Here is a 24,491-nt window from a genome sequence, read left to right as displayed (position 1 = left end):
GGATTGGATATTCCCGGATATTGGTTCAAGGCGTCCCAGGGTGAATTGAGGATGTTTATTTAAAAATAGGACTTGATTTTTTTTAACACATAGGTTATCATATAAGGCGGACCGCATGAGTATCATACGGCCCGCCTTATATTTGTGTTTCTGTAGCTCAGCAGGATAGAGCGTCCGCCTCCTAAGGTTGTGCTCTACCAGCTGCCTTACGGGGAAAAGTGATCGTTGCCAGTCTCAATTTAATATAAGTCTCTGTAGCTCAGCAGGATAGAGCGTTCGCCTCCTAAGCGAAAGGCCGTGGGTTCGAATCCCGCCAGGGACGCCAGCAAACACGCCGAAAACCTTTGATTTATCAGGGTTTTCGGCTTTTCTTATTTCTGCGGCTTTTGTGGCTTTTTTGCAAAAAACCTTGGTTTGCTAACATTTGCTAACGAGATTTGGCCTTTTGCTAAGAAAGGCGGTAAGTCAGAGGTTCGATTTTTACCAAAGGAACTTGCAAACATTTGTTAGCAGAAATTAGAGGAAGTTGCAAACAAAATCGCGAATTTGCTAACATCGCTCAAAAATGCTTTCAGAACCTTGCTAACAAAAAAAGTGTTTGGTCACTGTGCAAAGTGGTTCAAACGAAGAAAACCTCTCACAAAGTGAGAGGCGTTCTTCTGAGGGAGGGACTTTATAAAGCTTTTGCCAGCTGCTTGAGCAGTGCGGCAGTTTCGGGATTTTTAAGCAGTTCCAGTATCTTCGCTGCATCACTTTCATCACTTTCAGTGACGGCAGTATCCGCAGTTTTAGGCTCTGTATCTTCAACAGGGTCAGGAGTCTTGGATGAGTAAAATGCTTCCTCCAATCGCTGAGCGTTTATGCAGCGATCCTCGTCGATGATGTGAGAGTAGACATCTGCAACCATTTTTACCTGAGCATGACCAGAGTCGCCCTGGACGGATTTCATATCGCCACCATTGAGTTTCAGCTTGTAGGTGATACTGGAGTGACGGAGAGAATGGAATACAACATGAGGCAGTCCGTTTTCTTTGATAAGTTTATTGAAAGCACGGTTAATCACCTGGCTTTCCATCGGACGGCCATTGCTGGAGCAAAAGACCAGGTTATTGTCGATGTATTCATCTCCAAACAGATCCATCAGCTCATCAATTTCTTTTTTTCTCTCTACCAGCATATAGGCAACTGTTTTCGGCAGGTACACGCGGCGAATACTGGTTTTGGTTTTAGGCTCTTTCAGGACCAGAGCAGTATGGGTACTGGCTATGCAAGGTGGAAACTTCTTAATAACACCTTTGTCGCTCAAATCGTCCAATGCACCTCGTGTAACCCGTTGCAGCTCTTTGTTGACGAATATATAAGCTGAACCATTTTCTATGCTCTGTGGTGCAATATCAATGCAGTCCCAGGTAAGGCCCAGCATTTCACCAATGCGTAAAGAGCAGGAGAACGCCAGATTTAAGGCAAGGGAGAGGATAGGATCATCACAGACTTCCATAGCCTTGCTCAGCGTTTCGGCAGTCCATATATCCCGTTCTTTATGTTCTTCTTTGGGAAGTGTCGCATTCAGGACAGGGTTACGGCTGATTAGTTCCCAACGCACCGCCTGATTAAAGGCACTGCGAAGTAGCTTGTGAATTTCTCTTACTGTATGCGGGGTCAGATATTCGCTTGTGGGTTTGCGGTTGTTGACGCTTACCGTTTTCACAGAGAGCAGATCACGGTAATACTTATCCATCATCCTTGGAGTGATGTCGGATAGTAACATATCTCCGATAATAGGAGTTATGTAGTTTCTCGCCAGACCACGGCGGCTTTCATATGTTGACATTGCCCAGGTATTTACACCATAGATGGACATATATTCATCGAGCAGATCGTTCAGGGTCTTTGCCGTAGGAATAAAGAAGGTTCCAGAGTCCTGCTCATACTCAATTTGCTTTTTTCGTTTTTTTGCTTCTGCATTTGTGCTGAAGGTTTCCCAACGCTGTCTGCGTTTTCCGTTTTCATCTGTGTAATCATACACCACAGAATATTTGCTTTTACGCTTCACGATAGATGCCATTTTCATTGCTCCTTTCTGAGATTTTCACATAATGAGTTTGCTTTTGATACCAGGCTTCAAAACTGCTGGTAATGATACGAATTCTTCGATCAATCAAGGTCGTCTCAAAATAGCCCCTTTTAACAAGGTCATAAGCTGTGCCAGATTTCAGCCCCAAAAGATCCGCCATTTCCGGAACTGACATCGTAGTATGCCTCCATTTCTCTCCGGGCGGTGTACCATCCACTTTTTTATAGTGGAACTGGCCGGCATACCAATCTTCAAAGCTATCCAGCATAACTCTCATTCGTCCGGCCACTTGAATTGTTTTGAAATAGTTCTTTTTAACCAACCAGTAGGATTCTACTTTACCAAGCCCAAGCATTTTGCCCATCTCTGGTACAGACATACTGGTCTTTACTCTTTGTTTTTGCATGGCTTTTGCCTCCTCTATAAAGTTTTTCTTGCTATGGCCTCATTGTAAGAGAAAGCAGAAAAAAAGTTAAGGATGTCGATTTGGAGATCGGCATCCTTGACAAATCATTCATCTGCGTGATCCAGCCAGTCATCAAAGCTCTTTTTGGAAATGCGGATATGACCGCCGACTCTGACGCTGTGGAATACACCCTGTTTTACCAGATTATATGCTGTGGGACGACTGATACCCAGAATGTCCTGAATCTCATCGACCGTATAGGTTCTTTTGTCATAGCTGACAGGATTTTGTTCATTAAAGCGGTTCAATTCCGCAATTCTTGCTTCAAACATAAAAACGCCTCCTTTATCCGGTAAGTGGCCTTACGGAGCCTCCATTTCCTCCGGAATATGAATATCTAAACTAACTTGCAGAGCATCATCAATCGCTCTCATTTCTTCGCGAGATACGCGCCCAATGTACGATAAAACACGCCTTTTATCAATCGTTTTAATTTGCTCCAGCAGAACAACAGATTTCAGTCCAAGCTCTGGAACGCTCTCCAGTGCATAGTGTGTGGGCAGCTCCTTTTTCTTAATCCATTTACTGGTGAGTGGAGCTACGATCAAAGTGGGGCAGAAAAAATTCCCCACATTGTTTTGAAGAACCAGGACAGGACGGGTGCCGCCTTGCTCTGATCCAAAATAAGGGTTCAAATTGGCATAATATAAATCCCCACGCTTATAAATCCAATCTTCTTTCATGTTCATCCTCCTATGTTTTGAGATTTGATTATGTAAGAAGGAGGCTCTGCAAATTACAGAGTCTCCTTCAATTTAGCGCCTGTTTTATCCCTTACTTGTCCACGACACCCCAGGGATTTGGGTAATCATTAAGCCGCAGGTGGCTGGCCTGCTTCTCAGGAGTTTCACCTCCACTTCGTTTGGTCTTACCCATGGCCTGCGACGGTTATTATCACGCTCGGACTATGGCTGTAAGAGAGCTTTCCTCCTTGTTATGCCATGACCGGATGCCATCCGATGTATTCCAGCCTGATATATTTCTGATAAACCGAAAACTCATCTATACAGCAAAAATGGGTTGGCCTGTTATGCGAGTGGCAGCTCTCAGAAAATATACCGCTGATGTAGCGGCTATTACGCCCAAAGAGGATCAAACTTAATGATTCGTATATGAGGTTGTCAAGGTGCAAGTGAAAGGATTTCCCTCTCACTTGCTACTGCCACTTTTTTAGAAAATCGCAACCAACTTTTTTATTTTTTCTTCAATTTTTTTCAATCGCTTATCTGCGGCTTGCCGAGTAATACCATATCGTTGGGCTAAACAAGTTGCATTTGGTATTTTCATTTCATAATAGGACAATATAAAATCTCGTTCTGCTGGACTCAGTTTCAATAGAGCTTGGTGTAAATCCTCAAGAAGTAAATTCTGAATAGCTTGTTCCGCAGTATCAACAGATTCATCCACAAACAAATCTGTATCCTGATAACCTTCCTCTGTGCCGTCACGATCTCCCACATGAGAAGCCGGGAATATAGAGCGACTTTTCTCATGTTCCTGGAGATAGCGGCTGTGGCGGTCCTCCTGTTGGTATTTTTCAAAATCTTTGCGAGAACATTCCATGATAATGCGGTCATCTTCATCACGGAACATTTTGACTGTTTCAACAAAAAAGCGCCCAGTAAAGCAACCATTGCGGCGTGCCTTACTGAACGCTGAAAAACTGATTTCCTCCCATTCCTGTGGGCTGTTATTTTTCCAAATGAATACTCTCGTCATATCCTTTCCTCCGTTCAAATTCTTGGTAGTCAGCGAATTTGAACGGTGTCATGGATATTTTGCTATGTACGCCTCCCAGCGCATACCGGCCTCCTAATACCGGGCAAAGAAAAAGGCCGGAAGTGTTTTCACCTCCAGCCATGTTCCTGCCGCCATATTGCAGCAGGAATGAAAAAAGCCCGGTTAATGCCGGGCCTTATGTAGAAAAGTATTCAATTTAGCGCATTCCTGCCACTATAACAAGTATAGCAGGTCGGAAGTCGGAAGGGAGTAGGGATTAGGTCGGGGATTTGTCGGGATTTAGTCGGGATTTAGTCGGGGCAGCTCCTCCAGGACTTCTGGAATAGAATATCCAAACAAGCAAACAGAAAATAAATAGATGGCTTCTCGTTTTCGGTCATAAAAGACACTGCGCTCTATATTTAGTTCTTCCAGCAATTCTTTCTCTGTACTGTTGAACCGATAGATAAATTGCTTAGTCAAAATTTCATAGTAAAGTTCTCCTCGATCCGGATACCGTTTCAGACGAAGGAGTGCACGGTCAATAATATTGACTAGCATTTGATTTTGAACAAGGCAGCAAACTTTTTCTTCAAAGGCTTGCAGTTCAATATCTGGTGCAAAATTTTCAAGATAGCAGAGGCCAGACTCTATATCTTGTTCTCCCATAATCCAAGCAGTTTCTTGTAATTCTTCTGCCCGTTCACTCAGAACCCAGACTACATCACGGTAAATCTTTAGAATCAGCTTACTTCTATGAAACGCAGCGTCGCTGTTAAGCCCCAAAGCTGTTAGCCTGCTGTTACATTTTTGGATTGTTGTGCTTTCTTTTCTCATAGAACATCCCTCCTTGTTCGCAATATTGCGAACATATTAGGTACAAAATAGCATAGCAGAGGAGCGTGAGAGAGGGCAGTGCCTCTCTCTATTCCCCCATTTGGTTATATCAGGTTTCTGGATTTTAGACGAATCTGCATTGCTTGCTTGGAAACCTCAAAAATATTTGCCATTTCAGCAATGAGCTGTTCATCTGTCCGGCCTATTTTAAGCCGGTAAAAACATTTTTTGATCTGCGGTAAAGGCATCAGCAGAGCAGAAGCCAGAGTATCCGCCTGACGCTCAATTATGCCATGACTTTCGTCGGAAGAAACATTTCCGTTATAAGCAGCAACATCTCCAGTACCAGAGTACAACTTCTTATGTAGTACCCAATGAGCCAGCTCATGGGCACAGGTAAAACGGAGCCGCCCTAATTTTGACGGATCACAAAGCCGTTCATCAATTAAGATTGTACCGGCTCTTACTGCAATCATTCGATACTGTCTCTGTATCTGGTCATATAAGACAACAGCACCGTCATCGAAAATTGTTTCCCCTAATATCTTGGGGTTTTTTCTTAGTGTATGAAACTCCAGGATTAGATCAAACTTTGTCTCGATAATGGTTTCGATTGGCACAGGACATGGTTGCCCGGATAGCAGAGAGGGATCATATTCCATCAGGATTTTTCGCCCTACTGCCTCGATTGCTTCTGTACGGATTTGTGGAATTGACAAAGCTCTCCCCCCTATCGTTTGCGCTCCTTTAGCATTTTCATAAATGTCTGCCATTCTTCATCGGTAGCATCTACTTCTTTTGCCACACGCAAGGCTGCCCGAACAATATCTTTTTCCATGATATAGTCTGGCAAATCAGCAGATACTGTATTGCGTGATTTTGCAGCCAGATCCAAAAGCAACTCATGTTCTGATTTATCCAAATTCAGAAAGGCAGAGATGCGTTCCACAAAATCTCCATTGGGTGCAGGACGGCGGCTTTGCTCAATATCACACAGATAACCGTAAGCAATATTCAAATGCTTGGCTGTATCGCGTAAATTGAATTTGTGCGCCTTGCGTTTCTCGGCTATAAATGATCCAAAAGTTATATTGCCCACAGCATTCACCTCTCATTTGTTCGACGAACTGCGAACATCTTGCTTATATTGTATATCGAACATCTGTTCACTTCAAGGATAAAAATTTCATTTGAAAAGAGGTGTTAAAAATCAATAACACCTCTTTTGCGCTATATAAATTCCTGAGCGATTTGCTGCATTTCCGTAATGCACTCTTTGGGAGAGAGAATTTTTATTTTCCCTTTGAATTTGAATATCCAGCCATAAAAAGTTCCACTGGGGTTCACTTCAATTTTGGCTGTGAAGTGTGTATCATCATACCTATCAACAGCAGCATCTTCTCCATAATGATCTATGATTACTCTCATCAATTCGTTTTCACATAGAAGGGTTACTTCCTTCGATGACTCCGATGTAAACATATCAACCATTTTATTTGTATAGGAGGCTACATCAAATCCCTCTATCGGCATAAAGTAAGTTTCCAGATTTTCTACACTTGTTAGCCGATCTACACGGAAGTGAGCAATTTTCTGATGCTTCAGAGAAAATCCAATCAAATAGTAATGGTCATTTTTCCATTCAAGCGCATAAGGATTTACGACATAATAATATCCATCATGCTTTAAGATTTTCTTTTTTTCTTGAGTATATTCATAGTATTGGAACCGAATTTGCTGATGGTTTCCAATCGCTGTTTGGATATTGTCAATGATGTAGTAAACCTTTTCATTATGCGGTTTGACACGGCTGGATAAAGCAGCAAATTTTTGAAGCTGCTTTGCCTGATGTAGACTGGTCAGACGGCATAATTTCTGCACCAGCTCCTCAGACTTCTTGGCAGAAATGATCTTCGAGGATGCTACTGCGTCTGTCAGCATTTTCAGTTCTGGATACTCAAACAGGCGGTTTCCCATAAAATATTGGTTTTGGGTACTCTTAACCACCACAATATCAATCCCCGCATCGATCAGCGCATTGGTATCTGCGTAAACAGTCTGCCGCACTGCCTGAATTCCTTTTCCATTCAAATGGGCAATGATGTCAGATACTGTGGCGGGATGGTTTTCATCGGTCCGCTCATAGAGAAACCGGAGTAATTCCAGTATCCGCATATTTGTTGAATTCTGCATACTTCACCTCCTCGATTCTTAAAATGGCCTATTTTGTATGGTGTCCAGCCCCAAAGACCAGAAGCAGGGCGACAGCACAGAGAAGCAGGCCGATCCAATTTCGATCTATAATCAGCTTGATCACCGCCACAAGCAGAAGTCCGCCTACCAGGAGCACAACGCCATTCATTCAGCGTCCTCCCGAAGCATAGTTTCCCATGTTGATGTCCAGCACCCCTCTGGGCGGCTGGATCAAGGCATCTTCATATTGGCACTTCCACTGGATCTCCCGGCACATCTGGCCATCCGCCACGCCGTCTATGGTTTCCCCATCCTCAATGGGGTTATCATGCTCCAGAATATAGGACGCTGCATTATAGGCGTGGTTTACCACCCAGTTGGGGTCCATGCCGTGGAAGTGGTACTGGAGATCCGGCAAAAACAGGGTGCTCATGCCCACCGTGTCGATGAGCATATCCTCCGTGCCCTCGATGTTGAAGAAACGGACATTGACGCCAAAGCGGATGAACCGATCCGGCCCCTCAATCTGATGGGAGCGCACATCCTCTGCCAGAAACAGCTTGCCGCAGTTCTGGAAATAGAATGCCTCACAGGTAGGATACAGCTCCGCCAGAGCCTCCAAAAAGTCGGCATCCAGGTTTGCACGCTCCAGCGCCGGAAGTGTCGCAGCCAGCATATCGGTGGCTACCACCTGATATTTGCACTCCCGGAAGATCCGCTCCCGGTCCTCCTGGCAGTCCCACATCTGGCTCATCAGGAAGGCATCAAAGCCTTTGCCCTTGAACTTGTCGCATTTCATCACCATCAGCTGCACCGGGCATTTTCCGTCCTTGAACTCTGCAATATGCTCCTGTGCGGCAAAGCCAGCCATTTTCTTATCATAACAGAAGCACTCTGTTGATCCGATGTGCTTCTCCATTACAGCAGTCATTTTTTCTTTATCCGGCATTTCTACCGGCTCTTTGAACAGCATCTGAATGAGATAGGGGCCACCGGGCTGGGGGCCTTTTTTGTCGTCCAGATTTTGCTGGAAAGCTTTATTGCTCATTTGGTTTCCTCCTTCTTTTCTGGGAACAGTTTCCACCGAAACTCCAGCTCTTTCTGGACAAACTCTTTCGGCAGGCCGCGGGGGTTGGCGATGAGATACCATACCCGAAAGGTGCGCTTCTTCGGATCTGTTTCCTGCCGGTAGAGCTGATAGCCCGCCTCATCCTCCTGTGTCCACTGTCCTGTCTGCCGCTTGGCCTGCACAAAGGGTTCCACCACCTGGTCCAGTTCCTCTCTGGTGCGGCTTGAGGCCCAGGCTTGATCCACATCATTGGCGTGGGAGAGGTGGAACAACATCGAACCCATCCAGTTCTTTGCCTTGTGTTCAGGCGTTCCGCGCAATTCCGCCTGATGGCGGTACTCCGCCAGCTGCTCCGATGTTCCGTACCGTTCCACCATCTGCTCATCCACATGAATGCACCAGCTGTAATCCTCCGGCTGGATAAAGGGGGCGCAGACCGGCTGGAGCGCCTCTGCTGGGTCCACCTCAAAGTGAGAGATAAAGTCAAGGTAGTGGGCTTGGATCAGGGGCAGGAAGGTGTCCAGCAGCCCGGTGTCCAACCGCAGATCCTCTGTCAGCATCCGAAAGAACGAACCGCCTGTTGTCGGTTCTATTTTGAAAGAGTAGAGACAATCATCTCCCTGCTTTATGATACAGGTGAAGCCCACCTCAACATTTCCATGGCCGATTTCGTAGTCTATGTAGTTGTAGCGCCTCCGATCAAACCAGATCAGGTAGGTCAGGCCGTTTTTTGTTCTCTTTTTGAAGTCGCCCTTTTTCAGCCGCTTCCAGCCCTTTTCCTCCAGGCCCAGGCCGTTCCATAGGTAGTCCAGAAGCTCCTGAAATATATCTGCCGGCCGTTTTTGTTCCACGGTCTCCACCCCCTGACGAATTCTCTTTAATAGTCAAGCAGGATAGGCACCTGCTGCTCCTCGGCAAACCGCATGGCCCGCCAGAACACGGAGAAGGCAAACTTGGCCAAGGATTGGGTGTCATACTGGGTGTGTTCCGGGATGTCTGCCTTGCTGTACTGTCCATCTGCGTCTACGGTTCCGTCTACCGGGTATCCCTCGGTGCCTGCCCAGCCAAGGACGGTGTCCTCATCGGCCTGCCATGCCAGCTGGTTCAGCTTTTCCAGCTCCTTCCGCAGTCCGCCCAAGGTGGCGATCATCGTCTGATCATCGGTGGGCAGAGGGCCTTGGAATAGAAAGCTGTCGGTGAGGGGAAGCCACCAAGTCGCGCCCCGAAGCAGGGACCACACCCGCTCCTCGTCCGATGCAAGGCGGGCAATCAGGGGATGCTCCCCGAAGTCCCAGTCCTTCTCCACGGTGAGAGGCACCGGTTCCTCGTATGTATGACAGGCAGCCACCAGCAGCATAGCGCCAAAGGCATCCCAATCCGGCTTATCGGTGTAATAGGGCCGCTCGTTGTCCTCCGGCCATGGAGTGTAGTGCGGCTGGTTCGGCTGGGAAATGGCGGCTAAGATCTGATCCCGCCAGTCCTCCACTGCCGCCTGGATCTCAGCCGGGGACAGCTCCTCCTCGTTGTCGGCGGGTTCTCCATCCGGGGTGATCCGGTTAAAGGTGTATCCGTTTTCCTCCGCCCACTGCTGAACAACAGTTTTCCAGTTGTGAGAATAGTACCGGGTCAGCGGCCCGGCGTAAATATCAAGTCCCATAGCAATGTCTCCTTTTCTGTTATGCAGTCATTCTTTTGCTGGAGCGAACATCTGGTCAATCTTCTCCAGATCGTATTCCAAAATCCAGTCATGAAATTGATGATAGAGAGGCAATAGCAGCTTCTGTGAGCCGCCCAGCACATCCAGCCCACGGTCATCGTACAAATGGTAGAGGAACGGCCCCGGCCCAGCCAGATAGACGCTGGACACAAAGCCGTTCCAGCCGCCGATGTCCCCCAGAATGATTTCCCGAAGAAGCAGCTCTGGTTGAAAGCTGATCTTGCTGAGATCCCAGTAAAACTGCACTTGTGCATGGGTATCCCCATCTTCATCCTGCTCTGTGGCCGAAAGTTGTTCATCGGGAACTGGGAGGCCCACTCGCTGCCGGATAACGGTCAGCAGGGACTCGGCGGGTTCTTCATCGGGATACCCGTCGATCCGCAGAAGGTCCGGCACCGCCGGAAGTGCCCGATAGATCGCGGCGGCTCGGTCCAGCGCCCCCTGAACATAAGCGGGGTTGGTTTTCAGCTTCGCCGCACGCCTATCCAGATAGATTGGTTCCTCCCCGCCGATCTTAAAACGAATGCCCACCGGTGCATGGTAGAACAGAGGGTGTTCCAGCCCAGCCATGCCCAGATCATGTAAAATGTGTTCAAACCGCTTTGCCAGCATGGTATCCCTCCGTTCTCATGTCATTTCATACAGCAGAGCAGCATCGCCCTGCACCAGTTCCAGATGGGAGCGCAGCGTATTAAGCCCGCTTTGCACCGCCTCGGTGGGCAGATCCCAGTCCGGGGCAATTTCAGCGGCCAGCTCCGGGAGATCCTGCTCCCGCAGAGCTGCCAGCAGTTGAGACGCCAGCTCTCCCTCCAGCAGAGCGCAGTCCAGGGTGTCTTCCGTCTGGGGAGCAGAAAAACGGACATCCAGATCCAGTTCGCTCTCACACCAGTCCCAGATGGCCATATAGACCGCGCCGGAGCAGTCACCGTCGGACAACTCCTGCCGCTGGTTATTTTTTATCAGATAAAAGGACGCGATCTGTGACATGGTGGTTCCTCCTAAATGTTATTCGCTTCCATCAGCCCTTCGGCCTGCAACCGGATCACATAGAAAGCCCGCACCCAGTCCAGTTCCTGCTCCATGGAGTCCTCCAAAGCCAGCAGGCGGCGCTTGCCAAGCCTGCGATCCAGAAGGGCAAAGATACGGACAAGGGGATTCTCGCTGACAAGGCTTTTCTCGATGCTCTGGTTGTCAAAGATCCCAAACGCCTCATAGAACACCTTTTGGTCAAAGGTGCCCTGCTCCAGCGCATAGGCATGAGCCTGATTGATGGCCTCTTTTGCGGAGTCGTGATCTTTCAGCGTGGTGGAGCGCAAGTGATGAAATTTCGTCCACACATTTTCAAAATAGGTGTAGTAGTTGCTCCGCAGCACTTCCACGCCGTCCACACGAATGGCGGCCCGGCCCTCATGGTCGGCGCTTTTGCTGTAACTGGTGGCAAAATACTGGATGTGGCCCCGGAGTGCCGGGCACAGGTAGTCATTCTCCAATTTGTTCCGGATTCCACTCCAAGTGGATACTCTACTGTTTGACATAGGTGTTGTTTCCTTTCTGCTGATTCCTACTGCTTTTGGAGATACTCCCGGAAGCATTCGATGAACTCCCGATTCCGCTTAGGGACATCGAACCCCTTCCGATGGGGGAAGAACCCCTCCTGTTCCACATCGTCCAGCAGCTTGGGCAGATTGGAAAACCGGGCAAAGAATGGTAGTGCATAGTCCTGGATCTGCCCGGAAATTTCCTGGATAGAGCGTTCCCGCTCCAGCAGAGTAGATACCTCATAGCGGGGGAAGTCATCATACCGGTGGGTCAGCCGGGCGATGGAGGTACCCACGATACCATCATAGGTTTCCTCCGTCCCTTCCTGCTCACTGCGCCACTGGGCAATCACCGGGGAACTCACATCGAAGAAGGCAGTAAAAGTGGTGGAGCCAAAGCGGATGGAGGGGGAAAAGTAAAAGGAGAACACAAAGATGCCGTCTTTTTTGTAGATGTCATTTTTGCTCTTGCGGTATTTGTAGCCCAGCGGGTTCAAAGGCTCCGCGATCCGCTCACAGGTATAGACGAAGATCTCACGGGGCTTGGTTCCCTTGGGAAAATCCTTCTTCTCCATGTTGCCACCTCAATCAAAATCCATCCAGACCAGGTGTTTTCCGCAGTGAAGGCACTGGAACAGATAGCATTGCAGATGCCCGCCATTGACAGATTCCCGGATCATTTCTTTTTGCTCATCGTCCCACATGGGGTCGTCCAGCACCTCCTCCAGCACACCCAGTGCCCGCAGTTCTCTGGCTCCCACATTACCCAGGTAGGCGCAGTAGTCGCCGCAGTGGGCGCGCCAGTATTCCTGCTGCCAGCCGGAGTAGCCGGGGGTGCGGTGGATCAGCTCGTCCAGCTTCTCCGGATCGTCTACACCATCATCCACAGAGAAATCATCTTGAAAACTACCGTCATATTTCCGGGCTGCTTCGCCGTTGGCGATGCACTCTGGGCACAGATATGCAATATCCTCCACGGCGTAAAAGGGGGCTGTATAGAAAATATGGGTCGTCTTGCCGCAGCAGTCGCAGACAACGCCGTCTGCGGATTCCTCAAAAGCCCCAGTTTCCAGAGGATTGGGGTGATACCGGAAGGCGGGCAGGCCCAGCTGGGCCTGCCGCTCCTTCTCTTTCTGCTTCTCCTCCGGCGTTTTGGGCCTGGGGAGGGCATAATGATTGCCCCAGTTTTCCGCATAGTCCTTCAAGATGCCCAGCCGCTTGAGGGTCTTCTTGTCGGAACGATTTCCGATTTGGCAGAGCAGTTCGTAGGCATCCTTCTTGAAGTCCAGTAGATCATACATATCCACCAGCACTTCCTTGGCCTGCTGATCCTCACTCTGCTCAAGTTCTTCCTTGAAAGTATATAGAGCGCGGACACTGTCCGGACCTTCATTGGTCGCAACAAACTGTTTTTTTAGTTCGATATAGGTTTTCTGATATTCTGTCATTGGTCGCACCTCCCATCAATCCCACCAGAAATACCAGACGGTGGACTGCCACAGGACATCTGCCAAGGAGCCAATGCTTCCATCCTCATTCTGATCCAGATCTGGGCAGAAACCATATTGCTCCACAGCCACCTCCATAGCTCTTTCCTTGGAGATCGGAGTTGGAAGTTCAAACTCCAATTCATCGTGGCTCATGGCGGCAGGGATGGCACCATGTTGCTCGAACCAGTATTTCGCCACTGCCATCAGGTCCGGTGTGTCGGGACACTCATTCCAATTTCCAAAGGGCAGGTAGGCGAAGATCTCCCAGGGGTTCTTTACCGGAATTTTAGCCAGAATGAGCGGATATGTCATTCCGGTATCATCGTTCCAATAGTTTGCGAAGCGGTCGTTGGGTTCTCCGCCCTCCATCTCGCCCAGGACTTCCTCCTCCCAGTCCAGATCATCGTCCTCGGCTTCTTCCTTGCGCTGGCCGGTCAATTCCTCCAAAATCGCCTTTCCGTCCTTAACAGGAGCGGAGAGCATCTTCTTCCGGTACTCCTCTACCGTTTTGAGGTCAAATTCATAGCAGTCCGCATCATGCTCCGGGTCGGCGTTCATTACCAGACATTCCAACAGCGTTTCATCATCCGCCTGGATAAGTACGGGAACAAAGCCCTCCCGTACCCCCAGCCGCTGGGCGTAGCTGTATGCCGACATGATGGGGTCATCATCTGCCATGGATGGGAAATAGGTACACTCGCAGTCCAGATACTCCATGATGGCATGAGCCACTTCGGAAGGCTCCAGCGTGTCCTCGTCGAAGTCCTGTCCCTGCCAGTTTTCAAAGCGTTCCTCAATCACTTGAGCCATGGTCTGATAGTATTTCTCATCAAATGGGATGAATAAGTATGCCTCCTGTTGAAATTCATTGGAGTGGTATCGGGACGGACCAAAATATTTCAGGGCATAGTCATCAATGTCGGCAGGATAGTAGGGACTGTCGCCCTCTCCGTAGTAATAGCCTGCAAAGGCACGGCCTTGCTGATTGAACAGCACAAAGAACAGACAGCCGTCCAGCTCATCCCGGATAAACTCCCGCAGATCCACGCTGGCAGGGTCGGCTTTGACCTGTTTGGCCACTTCGCTGTATTCTTTCAGGAAGTCCTCGCCCATCAGGTCGTGCTCCATGCACCAGCGCAAGTAGATGGCCATGTGGTTATAAGCATTGATGGGGTCAATAGGCAGTTCCTTCTCCTCAATGCTCTCAAGGTGATAGGAAGCGTCGTCCATCTCACCGTCAAAATTATCATTGGAAAGGGTGCCACGGGTGATCGCATTCTGACGAGTGGGGTTTACAACAAAACTGATCCCCCTCATCTTGTTCAGCAGAGCGTCTACATCATGTTCCAGTTTATAGTCCAACTCGTCCTCATAAAGCGGAATGACCTGATAGAAGTTGACCTCCTCGCCGCCCGGCAGGGTGCAGACCTCGCCGCCCTCCTCTGTACTTTGGGGGCCGGTGAGAATGGCGGCACACAGCTTCGTATTTTCCGCAAAGTTCTCCTTGTTATCCATGGTATGTCCAAAGCCCAGCCAGGTATCGCTGGCAATGGGAAGGCGGGCCAAGGATTTCAGCAGGCGGATGGGCCAGTACCACTTTTCGTCTTTCATGGACTCCTGATCCAGCTTCCAGTCCGCAGGCAGGGCAATGGCCAGCTCCGCCCGCTCCAGCTTATATTCCGCCAGTTCCTCCGGCACATTCATCCGGTGAGCGCCCATGCCCATGGTGACCAGGGTGCAGTAGTCCCGCTCCTCAGAGGGCGGCACCACGCAGATGTCCACATGGATGTCGGGAGAAACCAGCTCATGGAACACATTCTCGAACTTGCCGAAATACTGCTCAATGTGCTCCTCGACGGCTTCCATCTCCTCCTCGGTGTAGACTTCGGGATTACTGAATTCTTCCTCATCCTGCGTGTCATCATTGTCTGAGTGGTCGCAGCTGTCATCCTCCGGATCTCCCTTTATAGGCTCGTAACCGATCTTCAGGGTCATCTGTTCTTCTGGCAGAGAGATGCCGGGGCTGCGGGTGATGGTGTGCTTATCGTCCGCAGAAAAACCGATGGTCTCGCCGTCTTGCAGCGTCACATCACACGCCAGCACATAGGAGGCAAGGCTGGCCAAAAAGTCCCGCAGTTCCTCCGGCTCAGCGTCGGTGTTCAACACCTCCATTTCCTCCTTGCCAAACACATCCATGCCGTAGGTGTAGCCGTTTAGGCCCCCCTCGCTCCGGTACAGGCCGAACCAAACCCAGTTGAAGATGGGCAGTTCGTCCTTTTTGAGCATATCGGCAAGGCCCTCATAGAAACGAGGCTCAAATACCACGCCGCTGGTGTAGACACCGGTGGCGTATTTCTGCTTGCAGCACACTGCCATCGCCTTGGTGAACAGCTTGCCCCGTTCCAGCAGTTTTTCCTCCTCGCCCAATACAGCCACCATGATATGGGCCTTGTGCGCTTTGGCCACCTCTACGGCCTCTGGCCACATATAGTTGTTTTCGGCGTTGATCTCCGCTTCATTGTCCGGGATGTGACCGTGGAAGAGTGTCACGATCAGCATCATGCCGCCGACCCGCATTACCACAGCGTCATCGCTGTTCTCATCATCTTCGTCGCCCTCATCCGGCTCCTCATCTACGATGCCCCATTCTTCCCGTAGATTCCGGATCAACTGCTCCTTGTCCCATTCCGCTTTGGAGAGGAGCACAGACCCGGCAAAGGAGCCCTTACGGTCAGTTTTCTCCTCGTCGGCGTCATCCTCAAGATCCTCTACATCTTCATCCGGATCATAGAGGGATTCATGCTCCAGTCCGCGGACAAATTCCTCAAAGCTGTCTGCCAGATGGGTAATCTTGTAGTCGTTTTCCTGATCCACATGGACTACCGCAGGCTCTCCCTGGGGGCCGCAAGCTCGGTAGTCCAGGAAAATCATATCGTGTCCGGCGCTTGGACAGTCACAGATGGCCACACCGATGGCAGGATACTCCCACTCATCGATCATAAACTGGCTGCCCAGCTCTCCGCAGAGGGAGCAGCTCTTTTCTCGTCCGATGCCGAAAATGCCGGTGATGGCCACATGGTCATCTGCCCAGCTGGTAGGTTCATCGCAGGGATAGCAGGTGTTCACCGGAATGCCGCCGTTGTGCTGCTTCATCAGCCAGATGTAGGCGGCGGGCAGCTTGTAGCCCAGTTCCTCCTCCACGCTGGCGATCAGCTCATCGGAAGGCGGATCACTGACATATTCTTTCAGTGCATACCAATTATCATCCCAGAAGTTGGTGAGGTCGAAGCCCTCAAATGGAGTATCACCGGGCACGAATTTGGCCTTCTTCTTCCGGCTGCGCTGGCGTTTCCGAATCTCCGCCTTACACTCCCGAATTACTGCCGGGGCATTTTCATCCTCCGGGTCCAACTCTGCCCACCGCTGAGCGTAGGGAATGGCCTTTTCCTCCTGGCCGTAGAGATACTGATAGCCATAGGCCATCCGCATATTCCACTCCGCCTTGTCCTGGCCTTCCTCCCGGACGGACTCCAGCACCTCAATGGCCCTCAGAAGGGCTTTGTCTCCCTTGGATTTCAAAGTACCTTCGTCATGGTCCCCGATGATGGCGTAGTTCTCCAGTGCACGGGCCAGGGCGTAGGCGGTGCGGTAGTTCCTCCAGTTCTCCGGGATGGCATTCAGTGCCTGGATACAGCGGGTGTACTCGTCTTCGTCGTTCCACTGCTCCAGCTGAGCGAAGAATGCTTCGGCGTTCTGTTGGGTGTAAGGAATATAGTCCATGCCCGTCAGCGTTTCGTCCAACTCGTCATCCTGATTCTCAGTTTCTGTCCCATCATCTTGTTGCTTTAGGGATACAGAACCGGCTTCACGGCGGAAGGTGTGGAAGATGGCCCATGGGATGTCCGTGCCTTCAAAGAACTCTTTCACCATGTTCAGCGCCTCTTGGATGTCCCAGGCGATGAAGTCCACATAGCCACAGTAGAGGCCGGTAGCCCCGCCGGTGAGAGTGAGCACTTCCGAACCATCCCCGCCGGTGAGCACTTCCTCCAGTTTGTCCCGGAAGTCGAAAATTTTCTGACTGCCTTCCTCCTCCCGCAGGGTATCCAGGGGATAGCAGAAGAAGCCCGCCACCGCGCCGTCGGCATGGAGATCGTCCATAAAATCATTGTCGGCATTCAGATAGCCGTTGATGAGCGGCACACAGCAGGTGGAACCGGCCATTACATCCAGCCGCCAATCGGCGTCCGGGTCCTGTTTGGGTTCCATTTTGTAACCAAGGTAGCTCTCCAGATAGGCTTCCGGGTCGGTGGAGAGCTCCAGGCCCTGCTCCCGCAGTTTGTCGGGCAGCTGGGACAGGAGGAAGGACGGCTCTGCCTTGGGTTCCTCCAGCACATCAAAGCTGTCTATGTATCTCATGTGGGAGATCTCGCCCAGCACTTGGTCGGTGAGGGTAGTGAGCATCCACCAGGCCCGGCCTTCTTCCTCCCGGAGCATAGGCAGCAGCTTTTCGCAGTAGGCGGAGATGGCGAAGCTGTTTTCACCCTGCTCCTCCAGCCAGATCTGCACATCCTCCCCGGAGATGTCCCAGCCATCCTCAGTACGCAGGCCGATGTTCTGGAGAGGCTGACGGCCCACAAGGATATTCCAGTGCTCCAGCACCTCCTTGGGGGCGTGCTTCTGGAAGTAGACCAGCTCAAACAGTTTGACCTTATCCCCCTCCGGGGTGAGGATCAGCTCATGCTTTTCGCCGTTGAAGCCCATCTCGAAGGAAATCTCGTCAAAAACCAAATTCAGGGTTTCCTCCATTTGGGCCACGATCTCCGCACCGCGGGTGTGATCTTTGTCCTCGTCCATCATCTGGCGCAGCTCTGCTTCCATCTCGGCAAAGGTTTCCCACCAGTTCTCTGTCCGTTCCCGGAAGCACTCCCAGAACTGCGGCAGAGAAATACCCTTTTTGCACGAGTCAATTAGTTCCTCCATGTCCTGTCGGGTGTTGAGCTTAGGATCATCACCGGGATGCAGTTCCAGAGCTTTTTCAAAATGCCGCAGAGCGCGGCCCTCCTGATCCAGATAATAATAGGCATACCCCATACGGAAATTCCAGGAATAAGTATCTCCCAGTTCCTCCTCATGGGACTGCATCAGTTCCAGTGCCTGGTGAAGCAGCTTCCTTCCCTCCGGCTCGCTGGAGTCCGCCAGATTGTTGTAGGCGCGGGCCAGCTCCATATCCATTTCCGGGGTACGCTCCTCGGCAGAGATTGCCTCCAGTGCGTCAACGATTTTCTGGTGTTTGTCCTCCTCATGCCACTTCTGGCACTGCTTCAAAATATCCATATCAGGGTCCTCCTCGTCCTCATCTGGTTTCCAGTCTTTGATCTGCTGGAACACGCCATTTTCATCCCGCTCAAAGGCGCAGGGAGCGGGGGTGTTCAGCAAAGGGATGATGTCGGGATCGTCATTGCAGATCGTGTTCAGCTTGTAGATCCCGGCGTTGTTAGGGTCGTCCATGTACTCGTCGCTCTCATCACCGGCGGTAAAGCGCCAGCCGCTGTCCCAGCCGCCGTCCGGCTCCTCCCTGTAGCAGTAGCCCACCTTGCGGCCCTCTACTGTGATGCGGTTGGTGGCGATGCAGCCATCGGCACCCTTCCAGTCAGGGAGCAGAGATTTCACATCCTCCGCTTTCACATGGTAGTCCCGGTTGCGGCCAGCGGCCTCGTACAGTTCCTTCCGCAGCGCCTCCACATCCCGAGCCATCTCCTGGATCTCCTCGTTGTCCATCATCTCACTGAGGTCATATTCCAGCGGATTCTGGGCAAAATCCGCCAGTGCCTTGTTCATGGCGTCATGCTCCTCTGGCGTGACGGTGATGCGGATGCGGCGGGCAGGGGTGTTGTACTCGTCCAGATCCTGAAGGTTTACACTGCCGCTGACGCTGCACTCCAGCAGGATGGCGGCCAGATCAGTGACCACATCAATGGCGAAGTGGAAGTCCATCTCCACGCCATCGGAGTGTGTAAACTCCAGATACTCCACGGTCTGGCGGAAGTCCCAGTTTTGTTTGTCCAGCCCAATCTTGGCAAATATCTCGCTGAGGGGGATCTCCTCTTTCTTCTGGTCTTCCAAAAATGCCACAAGGTTCAGACTGTCATCGGAACCGCCAATAAAGTTGCCCCAGTATTTTTTGATATACATTTGTCGTGCCTCCGGTTCTGAATCCAGTCGATCAATGAGCTGATTCAAGTGTTCCAACCACGCAGGAGCGATCTCACCGCTGTCCTCGTTCTTCCAAAGATCCACAATCTCACGGATGCCGTCCTCGTCCGGCACCTCGTTTTTGATGTCGGTGAGCTGCCGCAGCAGGAAAGCAAGGGCTTCTTTGGATGCTGTGAAACCGGTGACTTTATCCCATATAGCTTCTTCATGATCGTAGTCCAGTTTGCTGTTATCCTTCCATTGGAAATACAGCTCCGCCAGAGCCATCGCAGTATTGTCAAAGAGGAAGTCGATTTGTGAGAAGTCAGATCCCAGCATGACTTCCTCTTTCATCAGTTCGATCATCTCGCCCAGATCCATTACCGGATGCTCCGGTACATATTCATTTTTGAGGATGTCCAGTACATCCAACCCTTCGTCACGCTCTAATGCTTTTATGCCCCATGCTCCCATGTCGGCACCTCTCTTTCTTTATTTCGTATCAAGCTTCTATTGTCAATCATAGTTCTCCAACCGAATGATAGGCCGATAAAAGTCATAATCTCCGTTTAGTTCATTGTCCTCCTGCACTTCTGGCTTACAGTGGGGCGAACAGGGTAGGAAACCGAGAAATGGGCCCAGCCCACCGCAGATATTGCATCCGCCGTCACCGCCGCAGGTGGTAAGCCTATCAGCCTGCACCACTTCCCGCATATAGGGATCGTAGGCGATGGACAGGCCGAAGAAGTTGGGCTCCTCCATGTCATAGGGCCGGTTCTCATCCTCATCCATGTTCTCAAACCAGTGCAGACGCATGGAGTAGTCTAACCCATCTCCCCATGGAAACAGGGTCCGACACCCGCCGCCACACAGGTAGGCCCACTCGTCCGCCGTGGGCAGGGAGAAGCCCCTGTTTTCCAGCATGGCAAGAAGCGCATCGTAGTCTGTGTGGTTATAGATACAGATCTGAAAGCCCTTTTCCGTCCGCTCAATGCGGGCCGACTGATGCAAGGTAAGACTGCTGCTGTCACTCCAGGCAAAATCACGGAATTCCTTCAGCCAGTCAGGGTGGACAGTCAGTCTGGGATCATCCATTTTGACTGGCTCCCAGTTAATTTCCTCCAGCTCCCGGCCCACCAGCATGGGTCCAATGGCCGCCTGCCGAACAGGAGCCATGCTTTCCCGAATCATCTCCTCCGGGTCCCGCTCCATTTCCCATTCTCGGAACAGATACTCCAATTCCTCCCGGCTCTCCTGATTCAATCCCACGGCAAACTGCTCCCAGCCCAGGGTGACGGTATCGCCGGGGACAAAGACGAACTCCCGACCATCTTTCTTGAAGATGCCGGTGGTGCAGCTCTGGCCCCAGCGGTCAAAAGTATGTAGACCGAGAAAGGTCATATCATAACGGGCAGCCAGGCTCTCCATCAGCACCTGCTTCTCGATGTTTTCCATTTGATTGAATTGGGTGCGGAATAGTCTTTTGTTCATAACAAGTCCTCCTACAGCCTATCCAGGTTTTCCTGTAAATCGCCCTGCATCAAGTGCTGGGCAATAGCTTGGTTCAGTGCCTTATGGGGGTGATAGGCTGCCTGCTCTACATCGTGCAGGCACTCCTCCATCAATGCCTCCGGAGAAATGCCTTCCCGTTTGCCATAAAGATGGCCGAAGGCATAGCACACGGACTTGAGAAAGTCGAAAATATAGTCGTGATTTCCACGCATACTGGGCAGGTCGTTGAACGAGCCCATACCTCCGTATGCCCGAAGATGGTGGGCAACCTCCCGCCGCTGGTTCCAGTCCTGAATGCCCCGCTCCAACCAGTCGATCCAGTTTTGGAACTCTGGATGGTCTGCCAGAAGGATGGAGCGCAGACAGGTCAGAGCCTCGGTATAAATATCAGACTGTTTCATTGGCCATCGCTCCCCCAAATACCTCCATAGAGCACACCATCTTTTCCAAGGAACAACATCCGGCTGCGAAGCAGGCTGCACTGCTCCACAGCGACCTTGTTTCCGTCACAGGTGGGAATAGCCTCCTGTTTTTTCCCAAGGTGATCACCATGAGCGGTAAGGAAGTAGAATTTATCCCGTTGCTGGTATCCGCCTTGAAACAGGAAGGTATTGCCGGACGGGGCAACAGAAAAAGCTCCGCTTCCTTCGATTGGCAGTTCAAATACAAAGTCCTCTTTGAAGTTCGTCCGCACCAGCCGGAATTCATCGTAATAATAAAACCACAGGTTTTCTTCTTCGTCCAGGCTGATGGCGTAGCAGTCATAGATGGAATAGTTCTCATTCTTCCAGAGAGGAGTTCCCTCCGATGTCCATGCAATCAGGCCGCAAGCACCCAGAGGTTCATCCCAACCGTAATTACCAAATACACCTTCGTCAAAGTAGCTGGTAATGATGGTGCCATCTTTTTTTACCACACAGTCTTGAATGCCATCCCCCAGGCAGAAACGGGACAGCACAGCTCCGTCCCGGCTGACGATCCAGGCGTTCTGGTCGGGGCCGTTTTCCCGATAGGCGCATCTTGCCCCCAGCAGGAGGAAGTGATCACCTGCGGGCCGCAAATAATGAAACTGGAACTTCAAGAGGCCAAGAGGAAACAGCGTCGTTTCCAGCACCCGCTGTTCCGCCCAATCCAGCTGGATTTCCACTGCGGTATAGGTGGAAGGAGTGCTGAGCCAGTCCTTACCCTGTGTTTCGGACGGCTGTTCCATGAGAAGATAGACTTTTCCATCCCTTGCCGTGAAAAAGTCTGTCACTTCTGTGTCCTCCAGATGTTTTTCCCGGCGCAGCTGGTCCAGGTCAATGATGGAGAACAACGGCAGATTTTTGGCTTTTATAGGTTTGTTCATAGTGTCTCCTCCTGGCTACTTTAACGCTCCATCATAGGTGTGGCTTTCCCAGGCGGCCTCAAATTCCGCCTGCTCTATGACGCAGGCGTGGAACTCCTCACCCCAGACATGGGCGTTCAATTCCTCCACGGTGGGGATCGGCGTGATCTCGATGGCGCCGTCGTAAAGGTCAGGGATATTGCGGGTGCGGCCATCTGCAAAGATGTCAATGGAGCGGAGGGCCAGCCGCTCATTTTCTGTATCCACTTCATAGAGGATCACCGACGGTTCTCCCTCCGGTGCGTCCTCCCCAAAAAGCTTGATGTACTCCATCATTCCATTTCCCTCATTTGAACCAATGTCACCCCGTCATGGTGCCGGTTACCTCATCTATCTGTATTGCAATATCATAATTGCCGCGACAGCCCAGCAAGGCCGCGAGATGATCGTTTTCCATAATCAAATCATAAAACTCAACCGCTATGTCTTGGAATTCCTTCGGAATTTCCAGTGCAGAGAAGAAATCCACTGATTGAGCATTTTGGAAAAATTCAATGGCCGTTTTACTGCATTTTACTATAATCCCTGTTTGAGTGGTCAAATCTTTCATGCTTTCGCAACCTCGCTCATGTTCAGATACATCCCCATCGTTTTTTCATTGTCACAGGCCGCCCGGATCATTTTGGACAGCAGCATCAAATCGTCGATGTATTGGGAGTACACGCAGAACACATCCTCGTCAGAGTCGAAGTGAAACAGATCCACGCCGCTGTTATTTTCCTCGAACTCCTGGATCACGCCCCGGACCAGCCGCTCCCAGTCTCCGCTGCTTCCAGTCAGTCCCAGCCGACGGAATACTTCCGTCCGGAATCCATTGTTGATTTTCAGCAGAAGGGAGAGCGCATAGGGGTGGTGGGGAATGAGAAAGAATGGCGCAATCTGCTCCGGCTTCACCCAGATTTTGAAGGGCGGACGCGGGTCAGGTATCCAGGGCAAGATTTCCCATTCGTCCTCCGGCCGGTTTCCGTATTGGCAAAGGTCTTTCATAGTGTTCTCCTTTGTTCTGTCACATTTTTAATCCTGCTCTCGATAACTGGCTTCAATGTCAATGAACCGCACATACACGGCGCAGATTTTGCCCTTGGCGTCATACCCGAAGTAGACAGGATAGTAACCATCCCCCCAGCCGGAGGCAAAGATGGGCAGGTTGCAGTCCGTGCCCGGCACTGTCCAGTTGAGCCAGTCGCCGCAGTCCCCCTGATATTTGGGGTAGGCTTTGGCGTTTTCTTCCAGAAGATCGCAGAACAGGTCGTTGTAGGGGTCGATGTCCGGGTCTTCTTCTAAACGCTTGGCCCAGTATGCCTTGAAGGCCGCCTGGGTCTGGATGTCCGCGACACAGCCCATCCCGGCGTCTACGCCAAAGCCAAAATACTCGTCCTCTCCCAGTTCCTCGTCCAGATCCTCGTTGCCCACCATGCCCAGCTCATAGCGGACAGGCTTTTCCTGAGAAACCTCCACCTTGACGCAGGCATAGCGGTCGCCGTATTGTTCGCTGGGCACCACGCAGATTTTTACGGGATAAGTTCCGGCGGGGATCGTTTGAAGGAACGGCAGAGTGTCCTCCAGTTCCACCAGCGGATCACAGGCGAAAATCTGCCCGGTGGGGAAATGGACGGTGCCGATGTCCAGCACATCCACCGCCATGTTCCCAATCACTTTCTCTGTAAAATGGGCCTCCAAGTCATCTTTACAGGTCAATTTATCCTTGATTGCTTCGTATTTGTTCAGCCATTCAGTTGTAGGCATATCAGTTTCCTCCTGTTGATTCTGCTTCTTGATGTACACACTCTTTGAGCCGTCCCAATAGCAGTTCACACACCGGCCATCCTGAAAATGATGGTCACAATTCGGGTAGCCATAGAGAACATGGGCACATTCTGGCACAGCCCCATCATCTGTGAGGAGCCTTTGAAAAACAGGCTTCCGCACTCATCACAAAGGGCCAGTTCTTTTTCTGCCATAGGGTTCACCAGTCCCGTTCCCGGATGGCCTCCTCGGTGTCAATGGGGATGCCAAACCACTCCAGAATGTAGGCCACGGTTGCCGCAATACATTCCCGCGCCACCGTTTCGATCTCGCTGTCGTTCTCGTCAAACTCCTCCTGGAGATCATTGATGCCGCAGACCGCCTCGTCCAGCGTTTCCTGCACCACTTCGGTGTCGGTTTCGCCACTCTCCAGCAGGGCGATGACCTTCTGAAGCTCGTCCTTTACCTTGTCCACCAGAAAAGCAGGATAGTAATCGTCCTGATACATCTCGTCCAGCAGCTTGTAATTGGGGTCAAATGCTTTCATAGGG

Annotated in this window: 26 protein-coding genes, 1 tRNA gene and 1 pseudogene; 1 reads left to right on the top strand and 27 read right to left on the bottom strand. The window is 50.9% G+C overall.

The features are described from left to right. Nucleotides 1-248: 248 nt before the first annotated feature. Nucleotides 249-325, top strand: a tRNA-Arg gene (locus I2H39_RS19620). Between the two features lie 348 nt (nucleotides 326-673). Here I2H39_RS19620 and I2H39_RS19615 read toward each other — a convergent pair. The 27 genes and pseudogenes from I2H39_RS19615 to I2H39_RS19480 form a co-directional block, all read right to left on the bottom strand. Next, the gene (locus I2H39_RS19615; RefSeq protein ID WP_007862346.1) at nucleotides 674-2,065 is read right to left on the bottom strand and encodes a tyrosine-type recombinase/integrase; all 1,392 of its coding nucleotides are present in this window, start codon (nucleotides 2,063-2,065) and stop codon (nucleotides 674-676) included. Next, nucleotides 2,043-2,480 carry a helix-turn-helix domain-containing protein gene (locus I2H39_RS19610; RefSeq protein WP_002569113.1) on the bottom strand — a complete coding sequence of 146 codons (438 nt, stop codon included), beginning with the start codon at nucleotides 2,478-2,480 and terminating at the stop codon, nucleotides 2,043-2,045. The genes I2H39_RS19615 and I2H39_RS19610 overlap by 23 nt, the downstream gene beginning before the upstream one ends. Nucleotides 2,481-2,584: 104 nt before the next feature. Beyond that, complete coding sequence (locus tag I2H39_RS19605; RefSeq protein ID WP_002569114.1) at nucleotides 2,585-2,812, bottom strand: helix-turn-helix domain-containing protein; 228 nt, start codon at nucleotides 2,810-2,812, stop codon at nucleotides 2,585-2,587. A gap of 30 nt (nucleotides 2,813-2,842) precedes the next feature. Beyond that, nucleotides 2,843-3,223: a type II toxin-antitoxin system PemK/MazF family toxin gene (locus I2H39_RS19600; RefSeq protein WP_002569115.1), complete on the bottom strand. Its 381-nt coding sequence runs from the start codon at nucleotides 3,221-3,223 to the stop codon at nucleotides 2,843-2,845. Nucleotides 3,224-3,710: 487 nt separating this feature from the next. Then, nucleotides 3,711-4,259: a sigma-70 family RNA polymerase sigma factor gene (locus I2H39_RS19595; RefSeq protein WP_006059623.1), complete on the bottom strand. Its 549-nt coding sequence runs from the start codon at nucleotides 4,257-4,259 to the stop codon at nucleotides 3,711-3,713. A 300-nt stretch (nucleotides 4,260-4,559) separates the two neighbouring features. Continuing rightward, nucleotides 4,560-5,096, bottom strand: coding sequence for a hypothetical protein (locus I2H39_RS19590; RefSeq protein ID WP_002592913.1), 537 nt, complete (start codon nucleotides 5,094-5,096; stop codon nucleotides 4,560-4,562). A gap of 104 nt (nucleotides 5,097-5,200) precedes the next feature. Continuing rightward, the gene (locus I2H39_RS19585; RefSeq protein ID WP_002592912.1) at nucleotides 5,201-5,815 is read right to left on the bottom strand and encodes an ImmA/IrrE family metallo-endopeptidase; all 615 of its coding nucleotides are present in this window, start codon (nucleotides 5,813-5,815) and stop codon (nucleotides 5,201-5,203) included. An 11-nt stretch (nucleotides 5,816-5,826) separates the two neighbouring features. Then, nucleotides 5,827-6,195 (bottom strand): helix-turn-helix transcriptional regulator, encoded by a 369-nt coding sequence (locus I2H39_RS19580; RefSeq protein ID WP_002569119.1) that lies wholly within the window; start codon nucleotides 6,193-6,195, stop codon nucleotides 5,827-5,829. Between the two features lie 131 nt (nucleotides 6,196-6,326). After that, nucleotides 6,327-7,289, bottom strand: a complete 963-nt coding sequence (locus I2H39_RS19575; protein WP_006773000.1) for a WYL domain-containing protein — start codon at nucleotides 7,287-7,289, stop codon at nucleotides 6,327-6,329. A 28-nt stretch (nucleotides 7,290-7,317) separates the two neighbouring features. Next, nucleotides 7,318-7,458 (bottom strand): hypothetical protein, encoded by a 141-nt coding sequence (locus I2H39_RS19570; protein ID WP_006059618.1) that lies wholly within the window; start codon nucleotides 7,456-7,458, stop codon nucleotides 7,318-7,320. Further along, on the bottom strand, nucleotides 7,459-8,337 hold the full coding sequence (locus I2H39_RS19565; protein WP_008816764.1) for a DUF4261 domain-containing protein: 879 nt from the start codon (nucleotides 8,335-8,337) through the stop codon (nucleotides 7,459-7,461). Beyond that, on the bottom strand, nucleotides 8,334-9,209 hold the full coding sequence (locus tag I2H39_RS19560; protein WP_054354337.1) for a hypothetical protein: 876 nt from the start codon (nucleotides 9,207-9,209) through the stop codon (nucleotides 8,334-8,336). The genes I2H39_RS19565 and I2H39_RS19560 overlap by 4 nt, the downstream gene beginning before the upstream one ends. 26 nt (nucleotides 9,210-9,235) lie before the next feature. Then, nucleotides 9,236-10,015 (bottom strand): hypothetical protein, encoded by a 780-nt coding sequence (locus I2H39_RS19555; protein WP_008816762.1) that lies wholly within the window; start codon nucleotides 10,013-10,015, stop codon nucleotides 9,236-9,238. Between the two features lie 27 nt (nucleotides 10,016-10,042). Continuing rightward, entirely contained in the window at nucleotides 10,043-10,687 is a 645-nt protein-coding gene (locus I2H39_RS19550) for a DUF3885 domain-containing protein (RefSeq protein ID WP_008723402.1), read from the bottom strand. 15 nt (nucleotides 10,688-10,702) lie between these two features. Beyond that, nucleotides 10,703-11,062, bottom strand: a complete 360-nt coding sequence (locus I2H39_RS19545) for a hypothetical protein (protein WP_008816761.1) — start codon at nucleotides 11,060-11,062, stop codon at nucleotides 10,703-10,705. An 11-nt stretch (nucleotides 11,063-11,073) separates the two neighbouring features. Beyond that, nucleotides 11,074-11,610 (bottom strand): hypothetical protein, encoded by a 537-nt coding sequence (locus I2H39_RS19540; RefSeq protein ID WP_006059612.1) that lies wholly within the window; start codon nucleotides 11,608-11,610, stop codon nucleotides 11,074-11,076. Nucleotides 11,611-11,636: 26 nt separating this feature from the next. Continuing rightward, nucleotides 11,637-12,188: a DUF4304 domain-containing protein gene (locus I2H39_RS19535; RefSeq protein ID WP_006059611.1), complete on the bottom strand. Its 552-nt coding sequence runs from the start codon at nucleotides 12,186-12,188 to the stop codon at nucleotides 11,637-11,639. 9 nt (nucleotides 12,189-12,197) lie between these two features. Beyond that, on the bottom strand, nucleotides 12,198-13,061 hold the full coding sequence (locus tag I2H39_RS19530; protein ID WP_008816759.1) for a CbrC family protein: 864 nt from the start codon (nucleotides 13,059-13,061) through the stop codon (nucleotides 12,198-12,200). 15 nt (nucleotides 13,062-13,076) lie between these two features. Continuing rightward, nucleotides 13,077-19,769, bottom strand: coding sequence for a DUF2185 domain-containing protein (locus tag I2H39_RS19525; protein ID WP_195627332.1), 6,693 nt, complete (start codon nucleotides 19,767-19,769; stop codon nucleotides 13,077-13,079). Between the two features lie 42 nt (nucleotides 19,770-19,811). Beyond that, nucleotides 19,812-20,786, bottom strand: a complete 975-nt coding sequence (locus tag I2H39_RS19520) for a hypothetical protein (protein ID WP_002588993.1) — start codon at nucleotides 20,784-20,786, stop codon at nucleotides 19,812-19,814. Nucleotides 20,787-20,797: 11 nt separating this feature from the next. Beyond that, nucleotides 20,798-21,208: a hypothetical protein gene (locus tag I2H39_RS19515; RefSeq protein WP_008816756.1), complete on the bottom strand. Its 411-nt coding sequence runs from the start codon at nucleotides 21,206-21,208 to the stop codon at nucleotides 20,798-20,800. Next, nucleotides 21,205-22,155: a hypothetical protein gene (locus tag I2H39_RS19510; RefSeq protein ID WP_008816755.1), complete on the bottom strand. Its 951-nt coding sequence runs from the start codon at nucleotides 22,153-22,155 to the stop codon at nucleotides 21,205-21,207. Before I2H39_RS19510 ends, I2H39_RS19515 begins: the two co-directional genes overlap by 4 nt. Before the next feature lie 15 nt (nucleotides 22,156-22,170). Then, nucleotides 22,171-22,470, bottom strand: a complete 300-nt coding sequence (locus tag I2H39_RS19505; RefSeq protein ID WP_008816754.1) for a hypothetical protein — start codon at nucleotides 22,468-22,470, stop codon at nucleotides 22,171-22,173. A gap of 25 nt (nucleotides 22,471-22,495) precedes the next feature. Next, nucleotides 22,496-22,744 carry a S6 modification enzyme RimK gene (locus I2H39_RS19500; RefSeq protein ID WP_195627331.1) on the bottom strand — a complete coding sequence of 83 codons (249 nt, stop codon included), beginning with the start codon at nucleotides 22,742-22,744 and terminating at the stop codon, nucleotides 22,496-22,498. Beyond that, on the bottom strand, nucleotides 22,741-23,181 hold the full coding sequence (locus I2H39_RS19495) for an Imm51 family immunity protein (RefSeq protein ID WP_006773011.1): 441 nt from the start codon (nucleotides 23,179-23,181) through the stop codon (nucleotides 22,741-22,743). Before I2H39_RS19495 ends, I2H39_RS19500 begins: the two co-directional genes overlap by 4 nt. A 27-nt stretch (nucleotides 23,182-23,208) precedes the next feature. Next, nucleotides 23,209-24,155: pseudogene (locus I2H39_RS19490) on the bottom strand (DUF4241 domain-containing protein). A 5-nt stretch (nucleotides 24,156-24,160) separates the two neighbouring features. Next, nucleotides 24,161-24,487 carry a DUF5713 family protein gene (locus I2H39_RS19480; protein WP_002588986.1) on the bottom strand — a complete coding sequence of 109 codons (327 nt, stop codon included), beginning with the start codon at nucleotides 24,485-24,487 and terminating at the stop codon, nucleotides 24,161-24,163. Between the last annotated feature and the right edge of the window lie 4 nt (nucleotides 24,488-24,491).

The sequence above is a fragment of the Clostridium sp. 1001283B150225_161107_B6 genome, from assembly GCF_015556325.1.
Classification (GTDB): Bacteria; Bacillota; Clostridia; order Lachnospirales; family Lachnospiraceae; genus Enterocloster.
This window is presented reverse-complemented; position numbering and strand designations above follow the sequence as displayed.